Annotated in this window: 15 protein-coding genes and 1 pseudogene; 14 read left to right on the forward strand and 2 right to left on the reverse strand. The window is 41.7% G+C overall.

Going from position 1 to position 17,913, the window contains the following annotated elements; genetic code table 11:
- Positions 1-321 precede the first annotated feature (321 nt).
- A complete protein-coding gene (gene yiaA, locus BC8716_RS09480; RefSeq protein ID WP_094425142.1) occupies positions 322-792 on the reverse strand; it encodes an inner membrane protein YiaA in 471 nt (156 codons plus the stop codon).
- 605 nt (positions 793-1,397) lie between these two features.
- Here yiaA and BC8716_RS09485 point away from each other — a divergent pair.
- The 11 genes and pseudogenes from BC8716_RS09485 to BC8716_RS09530 all read left to right on the forward strand — a co-directional run bounded on the left by BC8716_RS09485 (position 1,398) and on the right by BC8716_RS09530 (position 12,773).
- Entirely contained in the window at positions 1,398-1,754 is a 357-nt protein-coding gene (locus BC8716_RS09485) for a hypothetical protein (RefSeq protein ID WP_094425144.1), read from the forward strand.
- A 373-nt stretch (positions 1,755-2,127) separates the two neighbouring features.
- The gene (locus BC8716_RS09490; RefSeq protein WP_094425146.1) at positions 2,128-3,687 is read left to right on the forward strand and encodes a BCCT family transporter; all 1,560 of its coding nucleotides are present in this window, start codon (positions 2,128-2,130) and stop codon (positions 3,685-3,687) included.
- Positions 3,688-3,946: 259 nt separating this feature from the next.
- A complete protein-coding gene (locus BC8716_RS23000) occupies positions 3,947-4,033 on the forward strand; it encodes a putative holin-like toxin (protein ID WP_222869330.1) in 87 nt (28 codons plus the stop codon).
- Between the two features lie 508 nt (positions 4,034-4,541).
- Positions 4,542-5,387: a DUF6602 domain-containing protein gene (locus BC8716_RS09495; protein WP_094425148.1), complete on the forward strand. Its 846-nt coding sequence runs from the start codon at positions 4,542-4,544 to the stop codon at positions 5,385-5,387.
- Positions 5,387-7,483: a Cas10/Cmr2 second palm domain-containing protein gene (locus BC8716_RS09500; RefSeq protein ID WP_094425150.1), complete on the forward strand. Its 2,097-nt coding sequence runs from the start codon at positions 5,387-5,389 to the stop codon at positions 7,481-7,483. The genes BC8716_RS09495 and BC8716_RS09500 overlap by 1 nt, the downstream gene beginning before the upstream one ends.
- A complete protein-coding gene (locus tag BC8716_RS09505; RefSeq protein ID WP_218970823.1) occupies positions 7,480-8,196 on the forward strand; it encodes an RAMP superfamily CRISPR-associated protein in 717 nt (238 codons plus the stop codon). The genes BC8716_RS09500 and BC8716_RS09505 overlap by 4 nt, the downstream gene beginning before the upstream one ends.
- Before the next feature lies 1 nt (position 8,197).
- Complete coding sequence (locus BC8716_RS09510; protein ID WP_094425152.1) at positions 8,198-9,220, forward strand: hypothetical protein; 1,023 nt, start codon at positions 8,198-8,200, stop codon at positions 9,218-9,220.
- Positions 9,198-10,013 carry a hypothetical protein gene (locus BC8716_RS09515; RefSeq protein WP_094425154.1) on the forward strand — a complete coding sequence of 272 codons (816 nt, stop codon included), beginning with the start codon at positions 9,198-9,200 and terminating at the stop codon, positions 10,011-10,013. The genes BC8716_RS09510 and BC8716_RS09515 overlap by 23 nt, the downstream gene beginning before the upstream one ends.
- Positions 10,006-10,881 carry a CRISPR system precrRNA processing endoribonuclease RAMP protein Cas6 gene (gene cas6, locus BC8716_RS09520; RefSeq protein ID WP_094425156.1) on the forward strand — a complete coding sequence of 292 codons (876 nt, stop codon included), beginning with the start codon at positions 10,006-10,008 and terminating at the stop codon, positions 10,879-10,881. The genes BC8716_RS09515 and cas6 overlap by 8 nt, the downstream gene beginning before the upstream one ends.
- 706 nt (positions 10,882-11,587) lie before the next feature.
- A complete protein-coding gene (locus BC8716_RS23005) occupies positions 11,588-11,674 on the forward strand; it encodes a putative holin-like toxin (protein ID WP_220557514.1) in 87 nt (28 codons plus the stop codon).
- Positions 11,675-12,092: 418 nt separating this feature from the next.
- Positions 12,093-12,773 (forward strand): annotated as a pseudogene (locus tag BC8716_RS09530) (aspartate/glutamate racemase family protein).
- A 372-nt stretch (positions 12,774-13,145) separates the two neighbouring features.
- On the opposite strand, the gene BC8716_RS09535 reads toward BC8716_RS09530, so the two are convergent.
- The gene (locus BC8716_RS09535) at positions 13,146-13,343 is read right to left on the reverse strand and encodes a hypothetical protein (RefSeq protein WP_094425160.1); all 198 of its coding nucleotides are present in this window, start codon (positions 13,341-13,343) and stop codon (positions 13,146-13,148) included.
- Between the two features lie 231 nt (positions 13,344-13,574).
- On the opposite strand from BC8716_RS09535, the gene BC8716_RS09540 reads away from it, so the two are divergent.
- Genes BC8716_RS09540 through BC8716_RS09550 form a run of 3 tightly spaced genes read left to right on the forward strand, consistent with a single transcriptional unit; the run spans position 13,575 to position 17,898 of the window.
- On the forward strand, positions 13,575-15,371 hold the full coding sequence (locus BC8716_RS09540) for a glycoside hydrolase family protein (protein WP_094425162.1): 1,797 nt from the start codon (positions 13,575-13,577) through the stop codon (positions 15,369-15,371).
- Positions 15,372-15,427: 56 nt separating this feature from the next.
- On the forward strand, positions 15,428-16,144 hold the full coding sequence (locus BC8716_RS09545) for a response regulator transcription factor (protein ID WP_094425164.1): 717 nt from the start codon (positions 15,428-15,430) through the stop codon (positions 16,142-16,144).
- Between the two features lie 20 nt (positions 16,145-16,164).
- Positions 16,165-17,898 (forward strand): cache domain-containing sensor histidine kinase, encoded by a 1,734-nt coding sequence (locus tag BC8716_RS09550; RefSeq protein WP_094425166.1) that lies wholly within the window; start codon positions 16,165-16,167, stop codon positions 17,896-17,898.
- Positions 17,899-17,913 lie beyond the last annotated feature (15 nt).

Raw genomic sequence — 17,913 nt, forward strand, 5'->3', positions numbered from 1 at the left:
AAAAAGAAGTCAAATAATGAAACATGAAGGCTTTCGGGCGTAAAACACTGTTTTGACAGCGATATTGACAAACCGGGCCGTGGCTTCTTCTTGAAACGACTATAAGGGTAAGGTGCTTTTAATTAAAAATGTATAGCAATTTTGCGCATTACTTCAGGCTTGTGTCAAAAAGGTCGAATTTGATCTTTTTGACACAAGCTCTATTTTTGTTGGACTATGCAGTTAGTCAAAACCCCGTCCAGGATTCATTTTCACGCTGATCATTTCGTCGTGTTAAAAAAACCTTAATGGGCCCATTCATTTAATAAAACGGAAAATAACTCAATCTCTTTCTCTCGCTCGCTGTGTATCCCTAATATTCTTCTGGACCGTTATGGCAGCAAATAAGCTAAGGACAAAAGACATACCATAAAAACCCTTTTCGCTCAGAACAATACTGCCTGCATTGTATAAACCGATACCCATTAATAAAATCGAGACAATAAGTGCAACCCAACTAATCCCATAGTAAATACTTGTAACAGGTACGCCTTCATCTTTATCTCTTACTGCTTTTTGCAAAGATACTGATGAATAGAGTCCGAAGATTAAAACGGCAAAGTAATATCCTTTTTCGTTCAGTTCCATATTTGCGTTAAACAAGCCGATAAAATACGCACCGACCCCTACCACTAATGCAGCCCAAGCAGCCCCTTTAAAGGCTCCAGTTGGTTCCCCTTCTCTTCTTTCCACTTTGATTTCGGGCTCATTTTGTTTTTCATTATCTAATAAAACCTCATGCTCATTAGACATGAATGTTTCACCTCCGTCTTTTTTCATGAAATCAGCATGGCAGTATACTGTGATGCCTTTGCCTAGCTCTTATTATATATAAATTGTATGCAAAAAGGCAGATTATTTTGTTAAGATGCTTCCTTTATTTGCAGAAAACTGATTCATTGTAACGAATGTGATCGTGCCAAATTAATTTTTGTTCGCCATCTCCCTCGCGATCATCCATTGGCAACTTGATAAACACCTACGAGAGGATACATGTTTAAAGTCCATCCATCCGCAACGGAAACTGGTGGTCGGCTACGCTATTTCAAGTTAACACTGGCATATCCGGACTGTTAGTAAGTAGAAAATAAAATGTTGGCCGCAACAAAGCCGGGCCACGATTATATTTGCTCACAAGGCCCTTTGGCCAAAAAAAGCTACAACATTTTCGGTTGTCAAGGATCCAAATGAGCAGCAAAAACCCCTCTTCTTTTGCACAAAAATCAATCGCTGTGTTACGTTTATTTTAAAATGGCCGAGTCTATGTTCTAATTTAAATAGGCAAAATGAAACAGGCAAGCGAGCGCTTTTTCTAATTTGGTTTAGTGAAAATTTAAAAACAAGAAAGCAGGGATTCGATGTTTTTTTTCAAAAGAAACAAGAAGCCGACAAGATTGGAAGTAGATGCACCGGACGGCGCGTTGGTTCTATATCCGACTGAATTGGAAGAGTTGAGAGAAAAAGAAGGCAAACATTTTTTGTTTTTTATAACGACCGATGAAGACCAAACTGGCTACATTGTGACGTCCAAGCCTGATAATGAAGGGCCAGGTTTGCTTTTTCCAATTCAGGAGGAATTTGATGCGTGTTCAGATCTGTTTTTAGCCATCCCCCTTCCCCTAAGCCATTCAGACAGCTTTGTATACAAAGAAGCCTCCTCTTATGAAGAAATGACAGAAGCAATTGAAATAGCAAAAAATGAAAGAAGAAGGTAGCTTATGGATAATTTTAAAAATGTCATGTCCTTTCTATAACGATCCATACGATCCTTTTTCTCTAGGCAGCGCCCCATGAAGCGCTGTCTTTTTTTGATCAGTTCTGTTTAAAGGATGCTTTCTTGCGCTGAAAAAACAAGGTTTAATTTTTGTTTAACGGGAATAAATACAGTGCTTGCTGCTTTGGCAAATGGCTTGAACGTGTGGCAGCAATGGGGGCTAGTCTTGGCTTACAGGAAAGGAAGCAGTAGATTCAAGGGCGAGACGGTTGTTATCCCGTGTTTTTCTGCTGTTTTCTATTGAGCCTAGTACGAATGGAGCTTGCCCCTGATCGTAAAAAAATCGAATAGCTTTTTTAGATTGGAGAGGTTTGATGAAAAGCGGTCCGATAAGCAAAAAAAGAACGATGGAAAATAAAATTGTTTTTCCTTCTATTCTAATCATTGCGATAGTCAGTTTTTTATTTGCAATCTATACCGAAGAATCGACAACACTATTAAATACGATCTTTGATACGATTGTCGATCTCTTTGCTTGGGGCTATATGTGGTATGCCCTTTTAATGGTTGTCATTGGGATATGGTTAGCTTATTCCAAATACGGACAAGTTGTTTTAGGCGACCCAAGTGAAAAGCCAAGATATACGTTGTTTGAGTACGCTTCGATTTTAGTAGCAATGGGCGTTGGCGCAACATTGATGCGGACAGGAATGGTCCAATGGAGTGAAGTGGCGGTCGATCCCCCATTTGGCTTGCAAGCTGGTTCTAGCGAAGCGCTCCTGACAGGCAACGCCTACAGCATGTTTTTATGGAGTTTCCAAACGTTTGCCGTCTTTGTAATGGCAGCGCCGGCAATGGCTTACATCCTTCACGTTCGGAAGAAGCCAAAGATGCGCATTTCTGAAGCATGCCGTGTCATTTTTGGCGATAAATTCACGGACGGTCTTGGCGGCATCGTATTAGATACGCTCTTTTTAGTCAGCATTTTAGCAGGCGCCGCCGTAACACTAGGGCTAGGCACACCGATTGTGACAGAGAACTTAGCAGAACTGTTCAATATAGAAGTCACGTTTTTGTTAACGATGATCGTCACTTTAATTTGGGTGTTTGTGTTTACTCTGAGTGCCTACGTAGGGTTAGACAAAGGAATCAAACGTTTGAGTACAATGAACATGTACCTTGCCGGAGTATTTGCTCTGTTTATCATGATTATCGGCCCAGGCATTTTTATTTTAGATTTCTTTACCGATTCCGTTCGCGTCTTGGTATCACATTATCTAGACTTTTCCCTTTATACAAACTCCCTCAATACTGAGGGAGGAGGTTCTCATATTGAAAGTCACACTGTTTTTTGGTTTGCGTACAATGCGACATGGGCGATGCTCCACGGTGTATTTGCAGCGGTGGTCTCAAAAGGAAGGACCATTAAAGAAATGATTTTAACGTATCTATTAGCGCCGACGATGCTATCGTGGGTAGCGACAGGGATTCTAGGAGGCCTTGGCGTTGAGCGACATACAAGCGGGGACGTCTCTGTGTTAAATATTGTCCAAGAACAAGAACCCGTCACAGCAGTACCACAAATTTTGGCGTCTATGCCGATACCAGCAATATCCATTGCGGTGTTTGTCATCATTGCCACGATATTCTTGGTCACGACATTAGACTCGACGACGTATACGATCGCGACCTATATGTCGACACAAGACATGAGCAGGCGCGCCCCGTCAAAGCATCTCCGCATATTTGTCGCCGTTGTCATTACCGTGCTGGCGCTAACGCTCATGAACATAGGTGGATTGGCGCCACTTGAAGTATTATCCGGGTTAATGGGCATCCCAATCATTGCGATTCAAATACTGACGATCATCGCCGCCAAAAAAATGATGGACGAAGACAAAGCATGGATTAATAACGTTAGAAAAGAGAAATAGGACGGGGCAATGCTGAGCCTGCCGGCTATTTTTGCAGGCAGGCTTAGGCTTTGTATTTTGGGAAAGTGCGTATTTATGAGTGGCAGTGGGGCTAGTGTAGATATGCTTACTGACAGTTCATACTACTATTTGATCGAACGGCCAAGGCCTGTTTCCGAAAGATAGTGTTAACAGCAAGGGAACACGCTATAATTGAAGAACAATAGCATAACAGTTACTCGAGGGTGGTCGGCACACTCCCACGAAATGGGGTTGCTGTATGACAGTATTTGAAGGAATTTCCCTTATGTTGACGTTCGGGCTTCTGATCGTTGCAATGCTGTCGTTTCACAACCACAAAAAATAACCCACCCTTGAGTTAGAGGCTCAGGTGGATTATTCGTACCATCGGCCGACCCCCTTGCAGGGAACCGAGCTATTGTTTGACTGAAGGTGTTACAGCACCTTTAGTCTTTTTACTTTACTCATTTCTTATGCTCATTATACCCTTTTTCTTAGGAAAAGAAAACCCTATTATATTATTATCCGGTTGATCGAAGTACAAAAACTCGCACTCCTTACGAGGATGGACGTGTAGGGACCAAAGTTATAGAAATTCCATCTGCTGGATTGCACGATTGCACTTGCAGATTTAGGGGGAAACTGAAATTAAACATACAGCATTTCCTCCTGGTAACGAAAAATGAGACGAAAAAAGAACTTCAAACCTCGGGTTTTGGAGTTCTTTTTTGGTGTTAAATTTTTTCTTAGTATTAAAGAAAAATATGGATTTAGTTGGAAGGAATTGGGTATATTGATGTAGAATAATATCATAATATCTGGTTTATTGTAGTATTTTAGTAGGGGGGATAAAAGTGAATAAAGAAAAACGTAAACAGAAGCTAGTGGCAAATGTGAAAGCGAACTATCGGCAAGTTGAACAATCAATTGTGAACCAGCTCTATATGAAACATGATCTGCATGGAACAAGCATTGGTTCTGCCCGTGAGGATATTTGGGCGCAGTTGTTTGACATGATTATTCCCAAAAAGTTTGTCATTGAACATTCCGTCTTTATCATTGATTCGAAAGGGAATGTCTCTAGTGAGGTCGATTTAGCTATACTCGATGAAACCTACACCCCTTATATATTTCGTTATGGGCGTTTGAAGTTTATCCCAATCGAAGCCGTTGCTGTTGTGGTGGAATGCAAGAGCCAAAGTCTAAACAAAGATGGGATCACAAACTGGTGTAATAACTTAACAGAACTAAAAACTGCAGATAATTCAATCGCAAGAATAGCTGACCGAATTGCCGTTGGCTCAGTTCCCACACAGAAATCGACATGTCCTATTCGTATTTTATGTGCATTAAATTCGGAGGTGGACGAGAAGATCAAGCAAGAATTTGATTTTGTGCTCGTTGCTGATAACAAGGAAGGAAAAATTAATATCGAGGGTAATACAGAAGGAAACCTGCAAGGCTGGTTTAGAAAGCTAAACTTTCATAATACCAATCCTGATGGAGTAATCAAGGATGAAGAGTTCTTAAAAGAGATTAAACTGGAAGATTACGAGGTGAAAGATCAAGATGGCACGCTAGTATCGCTCCTCACGTTCAATTTTCAATTAAACCAATTGTTAATGCTGATTAACAATCCGTTACTGTTCCCACACCGCGCGTATGCCAAATTATTTAATGCTGAGGGGAAGGATTCTTGATGAAGCAATTTGTTGTTGCTGTATCGATTGATAAAGTACAAACGTTTTTATACTATGTGTTGCAGGCATACATTCAGGAAAACCAAGCCAATAGCGGCACACTTCGGGAGATCGTAAGTTCATCTCTGTTGATTTCCGAGACGTTTTTTAGGGACATTGGAATTGAGGGAAAAGATGGCGAATTTAGCGATCATATTGAGGAGCGTTTGCTGACATGCTCAGGTATGTGTATAGTTACCACCTCGCTTGATCGAGAACTGATTATAGAAAAGCTGGACCGGTTGTTCAGAAAGTATTATAAAACATTTAAAGGACAACTGTTAGTTAAATATGTTGTCTTTGAGAAGAAACTTTCGACAAACCAGGATAAGTTAGAGGCAATTAAAGAGAGTAAAAAGCGTCTTAGACAGCAGGATTGCCTGAATCGGATTATAGACAATCATCGAGACTTGCTTTTTCAGTTTTCCGACATTCCAGATCGTAAAGATAAAGGACTTGAAAAATCAATTGTATCGATTCAAGAGTACCCGGGGTTTGTGCGTGATATTAATGCCCTTTATTCGGAAAAAGAGGCGGGCAATGACAATCATTTTCGTGTCGCCGTCATCAAGGCTGATTTAGATGGTATGGGTGATTTATTTGAGCAACTTGGAGATTTTACGGTATATAAAGAAATCAGCCAATTGTTATCCAAATTCATAAGTTTGGATTACTTACATAAATTAACTGCGAAATATCAGGAGAAGGATAGGGACTTCAAGCTGTACCCATTATATATGGCTGGGGACGATATCTTTTTTGCGGTGACTGCTGCTCATCTTTTGGCTGGTGTTAACTTGTGCAAAGAAATTTTGCAGCAATTGAATGAAGAGATCACCAAATTAAGAAAACAATACAGTACCAATTTGCGGCAGCTCTCCCTAAGCATAGGGATTGATTTTACCTTCAACCGTGAACCGATTCGGTATTACTATGAGCGAGTACAGCGTCAGGTGGAAGAGGCCAAGGCTTATTCACGGGACTGTAAGGATAAGGTTGAAAAGTCTTCTTATGTAAAGATTAGTATCAATAATTATATATTCGAAGATTATGATGCAGAGAAGGAGTCACCTTGGTCTTATTTTAAAAATGATGTAGCTCTATTAAAAGAAGCTATGGAAAAAGGGTTTGCTGCTCATCATTTTTTATACGGGCTTCTAAGAAAAATTAGCGACAAGACGATTGGTAGCAGTGAAGTTAAATTTAGTAACGCCGTTCTGTATCATTTATTGCCGGAGCACTTGGAGAGCAGCAACCAAAAGCTGAGAGAGTACGAATTATTAATTATTGAAAATCTGCTAAGGAAGCTGCTAGTTATAAAGAAATCAGATAGAGAAAAACAGCAGACGAATCCCAAGGTGGGGCCTGAAAAGGAACTATCTTTTAAACGCAAGCAACGCGAATGCCTGGAAAGGCATGTACGCATGCTGTTACTATTTTCTGATCCGCGTTTGGCGATTACTGGTGATGAAGTCCAGTTTACGAGTTTTGATTTTAATAAAAAGAGGATAAAAGGCACTTTGTTTAATAAACCGATGAGGTATTTGTATCATCAGAGTCTATATAGTTCCTTAAAGAACAATAACACGATCAAAGAGTATGATATTCGCCAATTCCGTAATTTTTTTGCGATGTTTGATAGATATACAGCTCTTAATGGAAATAGGGTTCAAACATACCGGAGGTTACAAATCTCCAGCTCCATGTTTCACCGCTTCAAGAAAATGGAGAAGAGCCAAATCGGGACAATTGCTGAGATGCTTCAATCCGTGAATAATAGGGAGAGAGAAGAAATTGAAAAGATGGAATCTCAAAGGAAATCAGATAAGAAAGCGCCTCCGGCGTTGTTCTTTGATAAAAAAGCTTTTCGCGAAGTCGGAGCTAAAACAAGCCTTTGGACGGATGACTATATTGATTCCTTGCTTATTTTCTATCGATTGAACGAGCTAGACATACACTACAAAACTTTGTACAGAGATAAAAACAACAAAAATCAGGGCCACAAAAATAAAAAAACGAACAAAAAACGTAGGTCATCGAAAGGGGATAAAAGATGAGCGTGAATACAATCCAGCTGAAAGTGACTACACTTTCTAATCTGTTTATAGGCGGTTCTCCGAGATCCTTTGAGATTGGTGGTATTGATCTGTTCACCGTCACTGACCATAATGGCAAGCCTTATATCCCGGCATCCTCCTTCAAAGGGAGCTTGAGAAGAATTGTGCGGGATCTGACTAAAAGTTCCGCAGAAGCGAAGCTGATAACGGAAGCCTACCAAGAGTTTCTGCACAATAAGAAACAAGAAAACTTACAATGGATTAAAGAAATGAAGGAGAAGGATGAACGATTCGATAGGGTTGAGAAGCGTTTTGAAGAAGCGGTTAATAAGGCGTCGGCAGAATACCTTTTTGGGATAGAAGGTTTTAATCACACGCCAAAACTAATATTTAATGATTTGCTATTTAAAGGAAAGGATGACGATAATCTTTTCTCAATTGACTCGAAAAACTCGATAAAAGCCAGTAACCCTCAAGAAGAACCCAATGTAGTTGCTAATCCTCGGACCTATAAAACGGTACGTCCAGGCGTGGAATTCTCAGGGGAAATTCTTTTTTACATGCTTGATCAATTATCAGTGCCGATGGAAGTTACGGCGAGATTCGTAGAGAATGCTATTTATCAGTTTAATGCTGGTGTATACCGTCTGGGCAATTCCGGAAGTCGTGGATACGGCAGAATACAGGTGGAAGTGAGTCGGGAGGGGGATTGATTTGACTGAAACTGTGACCTATAAAGTAGAGATGTCGCTAACGGGACGGCTTACGCAGTTACCAGATTCTCAGAAAATATTTGGCGCTTTAATTTATATGTATGCGGAGCAGTTTTCTTCGGAGCGGGCAACGTTGTTGGTTTCTAAAATTAGGGAAGGGGAACTCTACTTCTCCTTGTCCAATATGCTGCCTCGCGATTATTTTCCTACACCCCAAACTTACTTGCTGGATCCATCGTCTGGACAGCCGTCTGATCGGTCTGATAGCAAGAAGGACAAAAAAATCTACAAAGCAATAAAGGATCGCTCCTTCATGAAGTTGGCGGAGATCTATAAGGCAATGGACAATCCGAACCATGCAGACCACCTGTATCCCTTTGCGTGCATAGAGTCCTCTCAGCAGATTCACGCGGCGATTGACAGTCTCAGATATGACATACCAGGACTGGATCCCAATGTGTACTCAGTACCAGAAGTCAACGTCGTCGAAGTATTAAAGGAAGGAAGAAAGGAGATCGTTACTAAATTTTCGTTCTATTTATGCGCTGATAGATGTGACAAGAGTGCTGAGTTGTTAGATGCTCTACAACATGCTAAAGAGAGTAAAAGACGTTTTTTCCTGGGGCCAAGAGCATCGCAAGGATTCAATACATTTGTAGTAGAATCCGTCCAGGCACATGAATTTGGGGATTCAGGTGGGCGGACGAATACCTATTTAAATCTAGGGATGCTTTTACCGCAAGCAATTGATTTCGAAGAATCGTCACTAAAGCTTTTTACTTCGGAAAGGCGCCCTTATCATTCTGCAGGAGGATGGGGTAAGGAGCTCTCCGGTCAGTTTATCAGCTTTATTGAAGCAGGCAGCATTATTTTGGTGACGGAAGGTCGGAAAAAAGCTGGCGGCTCGATCCTATCACCATTTAACAATAAGGATAAACCAAGGGATATCGTGTTTGGGAATGCTTTTCTACTTCCAATCCGACTCGATAGGAGGAAGCAGTATGACGCGCCAGTCACCTCGTAAATATCATTATCGAATGAAAACTTATTCAACATTGGTTCTGTCTCCGAGAGATCACCAAGGTTTCTATAAAGCGGCAGGCGATTTCGCACTGGAAGATTTGGATAAGCGGGCTTCCGAGCATGTGAAGAAGGATAGAGTTAACATCATTTATCCATTCTATCAGTACGGGACGTATCCCCGATACGCGCCTGCTGAGACACAATATTATATTCCGGGCTCCTCTATTAAAGGTGCTTTGACACGTATTGGAGCAGAAGAAGGAAAACCTTCATTGACGATAGATGACATTAGAGTGAAGAACGAGGATATACAACTATATCATCTGCAAAAGGTACAGAACCTATCTGAAGAGGATGCACCAACTGAAATTGATGAGTTCTTTCCTAACGTTGCTGTTGAGGTGCTTAGAGCGAACTCAGAATATGCCGGGGAACTTTTTTATGATGCATCAAGGTCCGAATACAAACCAGAGCATTATTTCCGGGAGGCAGATCAAGCTACAAGGACCAAGCTGAAGCAGTTGATTCAAAAAATAAAAGAGATATGGGAGCAGGAGATAAAAGGAGAAGATCGATTCATTTTGAATGAACTGCGGAATAACGTTCAAGCGATCCTGGATGAACCGAAGGCTGACAACAGTAATAGTTATCTGTTAATACTTGGCGGGTACAAAGGACTCATGCTTTCTGTAATATCCGGCAGGGATGGCTATAAAAGTGCCATTTATTTGGATAAGATGAATAGGTTGCCGCATGGCCTAGTTCAAGTAACGTTGGAGCGGAGCAGTGAATAATTCAGATTTATTCTCACTATCGTATATGCCCTTGCTTATCCGGTTACAATGTTGCGAATCCGTGCGATTGCCACGTTACCTTGGCTCTACATTGCATGGGGTTATGGGATGGATATTATCAACAGATAATGAAGCCTATCAATATATTTTTGAAAACCGCAGATATGGAGGCGGAAAGCAGGATATTGTAAACCCTTATATTTTGGAACCACCCAGATATCAAGAGGTTTACAATAAAGGAGATATGCTCTGTTTTAAGTTCATTCTGCTGGGCAAGGCAGTAAGTTATACGAAAAGTGTAGTCGAGGCATTAGTCAACGCCGAACAATTTGAGATCGGAGCTGAAAGAAAAAAGTTTGAACTAATGGATATTATGCAGGCCGATAGACTGGAGCCGATTTGGCATTCTAGCATACTCAATAAGGAACCAGCCGCCACTAACATGCTTGCAACTTGGGAACAAAGAGGAATTTCCAAATGCTCTGTTCATTTATTAACCCCGCTACGTATACGCCGAGGCGGAGAACAACTAAGAGAAATCGATTTTCCGACAATTATTCGAAGCATTACAAGGAGAGTGGAGGCGTTAACGAGTCGATATGGCGGATACGTCGATTCTGATATGATATTCTCTGCATGTGAGACGGCGAGCTTGGTACAAACGACTTCTTCTGGCTTGTACTGGAGTGAAATAAGCCGATACTCGAATAGAAGAAAAAAGAAAATGGATTTTGGTGGTTTGCTTGGTGCGATGACGTTTGAGGGAGACATGTATCACTTTGCTCCATGGTTATATGCCGCAAGTTGTCTACATATTGGTAGAAATGTTACCTTCGGCTATGGTCAACTTGATGTTGTGTTTGGATAAATGAGAAATCTTGTTTGAGCATCATGGTGCGAACCCCAAGCGCACATAAAATCCCTAGATCACCCGCATCAAAAAAGAGCTAAAATATGAAATAATATGTGTAAAAGTGTTGAAATGTTGTTGGTTTCCCATGATATTATAAAGGAAAGCAGCGGATTTTCCCTATTATTTATTGTTTCACTTCCAATAAATAGGGGGATTTCGCTGTCGCACTCCTTGTGAGTGCGTGGATTGAAATCAATGTAGGCAGCGCCCAAGCTGGCAGTTGTGGGTCGCACTCCTTGTGGTTGCGTGGATTAAAAATATATTTAGATTGATAAAATGTAAGTCCTGTTTTATTAAAAAAATGCCTGTAACTAAACAGCCATTACGCAACGATCCGACAGTAATTGTATTCCAGTAAAGCCTATAAAAAGTAAGAAAGGCCTCGGCACAGATACCGAGGCTACAGTTTTTAGAATGGTATATCACTTTTGCCTGTTGATTTAAAAAAAGGTACATTACTTCGCCCGCAGTTTTAGCAAAACTTGACGAGGATAAAATGGCAACGATGGCTGACAGTTCGTCCTACCATTTGATCAACGGAGGCCTATTTCTGAAAGATAGTCTATGTTAACAACAAGGGAACATGCTATAATTGAAGAACAATAGCATAACGGTTACTCAAGGGTGGTCGGCACACTCCCGCGAAAGGGGGTGTTGCTGTATGACAGTATTTGAAGGAATTTCCCTTATGTTGACGTTCGGGCTACTGATCGTTGCATTGCTGTCATTTCACAACCACAAAAAATAATCCACCCTTGAGTTAGTGGCTCAGGTGGATTATTCGTCCAATCGCCGATCCCCCTTGCAGGGAACCGTGCTATTGTTTGACTGAAGGTGTACCAGCACCTTCAGTCTTTTTACTTTACTCATTTCTTATGATCAGTATACCCTTTTTCTTAGGAAAAGAAAACCCTATTATAAATGCGGCGGTTTTCTGGAAGGAAACGGATAAAGTGAAGGAAATGTTGTTTGTGTTCCATGATATGATGAGGGAAAGAGTGACTTTTTTCTATTATTATCCGGTTCTCGCACTCCTTGCATGTGCGTGGATTAAAATTGATCTATTGTAGACAATTGCATTCGAGTACGTAAATTGCCCATAATCCTACCCTAGTGAAATAACGTACAATAGACTAATAAAGCAACATGTTAATTAGGAGGAAACGATGATTGGAATATTAGCAGGAATGGGACCGAAATCGACTGGCCCATTTGTAGATTAGACTGTAGATCAATGCCAAAAAATATATGGTGCAGTTAATGATATTGATTTTCCACACATGATGATTTATTCATGCCCGACGCCTTTCTATATTGATAAGCCGCTTAATTATAAGGATATGGAAATGGCTATAATTAATGGGGCTAAGAGGCTCGAGAAAACAGGTGTTGATTTTATAGCAATCCCATGTAATACGGCGCATGTCTATTTTAACCAGGTGAAAAATTCACTTTCCATTCCTTTGTTAAACATGGTCGAGGAAACAATAAAGAGAGTACCGAAACATTCAAAGAAGGTGGCTCTTTTAGCTACCACCCCTACCGTTCAATCTGGTATATTCCAAGAGGCCTTAGCCAAAGAGGGGTATGAATTTTTGCATCAAGATGATTGGCAAACGTGTATCAATCAAATCATTGAAAAAATTAAACAAGGTCAGATCAGTGAGTCTCTCGAATTATGGGATGAACTCTATTTACAATTAGCTGATACGACTGATACGGCTATTATTGCATGTACAGATTTAAACGTTGTTACAGATAAAAGTTCAGGCGATATTTCTCTTGTGGATTCATCCACTTGTCTCGCGGAAGCGATTGTACACAAATATTTATCATTAAAAAACTGATTTTACTCTTTTCGAAATAAAGAAGCTCGTGCTTGTTCTTCCTGCATATTAAATCACGCGATTAGGATAGTATGAGGGAGGTCAAAAACTCCCTGTGAAATGAGGATTGAATAGCTTTTTCTCGATGTCTATCGGGAGAAGGCTTTTTAATGTGGCACTGAAGGCGTACGAGGTCATCAAATTGTATGATGGCTGGGCATTACCGACCTTTAGAATCGGCATGCGCTAAGCGGTAAAGGCACACGTTTGATAATACAGTCGCAGAAGCGTCTTTAAAGTGATTAAAATCAAGTTTGTGTCGGAAAAGGTTTTTCCCTAACCAACACGACCTTGGGTTTGCTTTATATTTGCGTTGACATCTCATAGTAAGTATTACTCATTTCTCTTTTTTCGAAAACCTCTCCAAAATACGACCCAAGCAAAAATAGCTGCTAAAAATATTAGCAATGTCCAGTTAAACTCCCCGACATATAAATTATGACCCACTGAAAAGATAAGCAGTAAACCGACTAGAATGACAAAACCGTTCAACAATTGCATTTCAATAGAGTTCTTTGATTTAGCGCTCATAACTCAATCCTCCTATATTATGACAATTTCACTTTCATCTAGGACTACCATCATCTAATTTTTCTTATTTCCGTTTAATTGTTTTTTAAACGGATCAAGTTATAGCAACTCCAAGGGACAACCCAAGTAGGGATAACCCCTTAAAAAAACACCACCAGATCTTAATCCAACAGGAACATCTACACCCTTGCTTGACGCTATAATGAGTAGACATATGAGAGGAGGAGTTAAATGAAATTTCCGTTGAAAGCGCTTACTATTTCGGTAATTTTATTGTTGGCCGGTCTGGTTTTGGGCGATGATCGTGTGGAGGCTCATGAGTTGCCGTTGTTTCATTTTGAAAAAACGCTGATTGAGCCGAGTGAGATGCGGTATAATCCAACGGGAGAAGTTGATTTTCCGACGGTTATTCGGGCTGCTGATTATTTTGAGAATCCTCTTGGAACGTATTACATGTATTATGGTCCCCACGATGCTCCAGGAGGGATTGCGCTTGCGTATGCGGATTCGGTAACTGGGCCTTGGACGGAATACGCTTCGAACCCGGTGATCTCAAGAAACTGGCAGCCGTACTACAATGTTTCACATGTGGCCTCTGCTCATCCGATTTGGAATGAGGAGGAGGGCAAGTTGTTTTTGTATTTTCATGGGGAAAACTCAGTGACTCGTCTTGCTTCTTCTGAAGATGGCATTCATTTTGATTATGAACAGGTCGTGATTGACACGTCTGATTTTACAGGGATTAGCGAGGCTTCTTATGCGCGTGTATTTGAGCATGAGCTTGATGGAAAGGACAATCGCTATGTGATGCTGTTAATGGGGAACCATAATGGGACGCGGCGGATCTATTTAGCTTGGTCAGCTGATGGGCGGGAGTGGGAGGCGCAACAAGAACCGCTCATTTCCCCGCAGCCTGGGCAAGGAGGGAATTTGTCAGGAGCTTACTACTTTCCTTACAATGGCCACCATTATGTTACGGTGCATGGGGGATCAGGAAATCAGTATGTGGTAGATGTTGGCGAGAATTTTGACCAGGAAATTCATTTAGGGCCTTATTATCAGCCGTCAGCTGTTGCTCCTGAAAACGGACGTGCGGCGTCGCGCTCCTATATTTATTCGGAAGATGAGCTATACATGGTGTATGAAGCTGGGCAACGTGGATCAACGAAAATTGCCCTTGCTCGGGCGATTATTGGTGATGAACGAGTGGAAATGGCGTCAGCCTCTTTGCGATTGCCAAGTCGAGTTGTTTCAACCAATAGCGAAATTGATTTTGAGGTTCTTGCTCGTCGATACGATGGAACAACGATTGCGGAAAATGAGCTATCGTTTTCCCTGTTTTCAAGTGATTCGTCTGTTGTGAGGGTGGACGGTCAGCGCCTTTATTCTGGTGGAGAAGGAATCGCAGAAGTACGAGCAGAAGTGTCTTATCAAGGAAAAGTCATCACGACTGAAGCGATTTCGATAGAGGTGCGCCACGGGGAGGTGTGGAATGTCATTGATGAACGCTTTGACGATTACACAAGGCGGTGGCAGATTGCCAAAGGGAGCGCTGCGCAAGGAACGATTGAGCAAGGTGCTGGGTTCGTTGACATTATTGAAAACCGCAGAAGTGGAGGCGCTTACCATTACTTGACGTATGAGGGGTTTTACTTGCCAAATTCGTTTTATACATTAGAGGCGGAGCTGTCGGTCTTTGCGCCGAGTCAGGGCAATGAAATTAGCATTAGAGAAGGCAACCGACAGAAGTCTCTATTTATCACATATGACGGTAAGCAAGGGTTTATTCAAGATCGGCTTCTCCAACCTACCGTCGCGGTTGAGATTGACCCAACGGAGCGAGCGCGTTATAAATTGGTGTCCACGGGACAAACAACGTACGACGTTTATCGAAATGATGAATTTTTGTTTCGTTCGACATCGGTTTCCCAAGCTGGGCAAAATTTAGTGAAGGTGGGAGCTGACTCACAAGGAAGTGCGGCCTTGAGAGTGGATGCACTGCGGATGCAGACGAATACAGCGCGATAAAGAATGGAGGGACCTTCTGTTAAATGAAGGTTCTTTTCTTTAAAGGGGGAGCAGAAATGTACAAAGTTGTCATTGCGGAAGATGAAAAGATGATCCGAAAAGGGTTGGTGACGATTGTCGATCAGCTTGTCACTGATTTTACCGTTATTGGCGAAGCCGATAATGGCGAGCGGGCGCTGGAGTTGCTTGCCCATGATTGTCCTGATGTTTTATTAACGGATATTCGGATGCCAAAGTGTGATGGCTTATCGCTTATTCGAGAAGCGCGGAGCTACTATCCCCATGTAAAAATAGTAATTGTTAGCGGGCATGAAGAGTTTACGTATGCTCAACAGGCCATCCAACATGGTGTGAGTCGTTATTTATTGAAGCCCATTGACCGGACCGAAGTGGTGCTTGCTTTTGACGAGATAAAGAGAGGTCTCGTTGAGCCAGAACAAGAGGATCATGAAAACCATTTAATTCAACAAGTGGATTCGTATATTAAAACGCATATTGATCAAGATATTACCCTTCAGGCTGTAGCGAAGCTCGTTCATTTGCATCCTACTTATTTCAGTCAATGGTTTAAAAATGAAACCGGTCAAAATTTTTCAACCTATGTCACGCAAAAACGATTGGAACGGGCTGAAACGTTGCTCCATCAAACAAACCTCCGTGTGTATGAGGTTGCGAGAATGTCGGGCTATCAAAGTGAAAAGCACTTTATGAAACTATTTAAAAAAGAGAAACGCTGTACACCTACCCAGTATAGGCAAGGAGCCTTATTGTAGCGGAGTGGAGGGGACTTAAGGTGTCGTTACGGCCAAAGATTATTTTGCTGTTTTTATCGATTGTTTTAGTACCGTTAAATCTTTTAGGGATGATCACATATGCGTACTTTTCAAAAACGCTTGAAGACCAAACGTACCATTATACGGTTCAAGTGATTGGTCAAGTGAACCAAAACGTGAATGCCTATATTGATGAGATGCACCGTTTGTCGCTGTTGCCGTTATATGACAGAGATATTTTAGCGATTCTTAAAAACCGGTCCGATGTCCATCATTCCTATTATCCCCAGACTGAAGAGTTCGAACGAATGAGCTCGTTTTTATCGACGCTCTCTTATAATCGGCAAGAGCTTTCTGGTATTCATATCATTACGAGAGACGGAAGTTTGTTTAGTGACCTTGGCTCACCTCGAACGGTGCATCGTTTAGCCGAAGGGGCGTCTGATTGGCAAGAGGCAATTGAAGCAGGGAATGGCGCGTCTCTATTACTGCCAACGCACTCTCCGTCCTACATACTAGGGGCAGAAAAGTCTGTTTTTTCTGTTGGGCGTTTGCTCCGCGATCCTGATGGCTTTCGTCCCCTTGGCATGATTAAAGTCGATATTGAATTAAGCTTCATTGAATCCCTTCTAGAAGATGTAGATTTATCGGAAGATGCATCGATTACGATGATTGATAGAAATGGGGAACCGATTTACGAAACAGGGAAAGCGATTTACCCCCTCTTAAAAGCGAAAGGAGAGGACGTTTGGCAGCTGGCTGAGCGTGAGAGTATCACGGTAGATGGCGTGGATTACTTGCCTGTTATTCGAAACGATTCAAGTGGAGACGTGCAAACGGTCGTCTTCTTGCCTGAGCATCATATTGTCGGGGCGTCACAATCGTTGCGCTTGTTTACAATCGGGCTGATGCTGGCTGTCTCTGCAGTGGTGATTATGCTTGCGCTTGTAGCGGAACGTTCCTTAACAAAGCCGATTTTTGAGCTTCGTCAAGTCATGGCGCTAGCAGAAAAAGGCGAGTTTCATCATCGAATGAATCGAAACACGAAGGATGAGCTGGGGCAATTGGCAATCGGGTTTAACCATATGATGAAGCAAATTAATGAACTAATTGCGAAAGTATACCAAACGGAGATTAGAGAAAAAGATGCAGAAATTAAAGCACTCCAAACACAAATGAACCCGCACTTTATTTACAATACATTGGAACATATTAATATGATGGCGATTACAAAACAAGCGTACGAGCTTTCCGATATGGTCGCCTCACTCGGGCGCCTGATCCGCTACAGCATTGATCAAAAAACACGCTTTGTTCCGCTCAGAGAAGAGTTGGCTTTCGTTGAGTCGTATATCACAATCCAACAGAAACGATTAGAAGGGAAAGTGACTTTTTCGATTGCTGTCCCAGAAGCGATGCGCTCCCTTTCCATTCCAAAACTAATTTTGCAACCGTTAATTGAAAATGCAATTGAACACGGGCATCAGCATGGGGAATGGCGTGGGGAAATTTCCATAAAAGGCTGGCAAGATGACGCCTATTCGTACATTGAAGTCCGGGACAGTGGCCAAGGAATGAAGCAAGAAACAATTGAACGAATGAAAGAAGAACCTGAACGTGGTACAGGGAATCAAGTTGCCCTTGGAAATATATCAGAACGACTTCTCTTGCTTTTAGGGGAACAGGCACAGCTCATGATTGACAGTGAACTGGGACGAGGGACAAAGGTGACCGTTAGATTACCGAAAACCTGAGAAAAGGATACCAAA

The organism is Shouchella clausii, assembly GCF_002250115.1.
GTDB lineage: Bacteria > Bacillota > Bacilli > Bacillales > Bacillaceae_D > Shouchella > Shouchella clausii.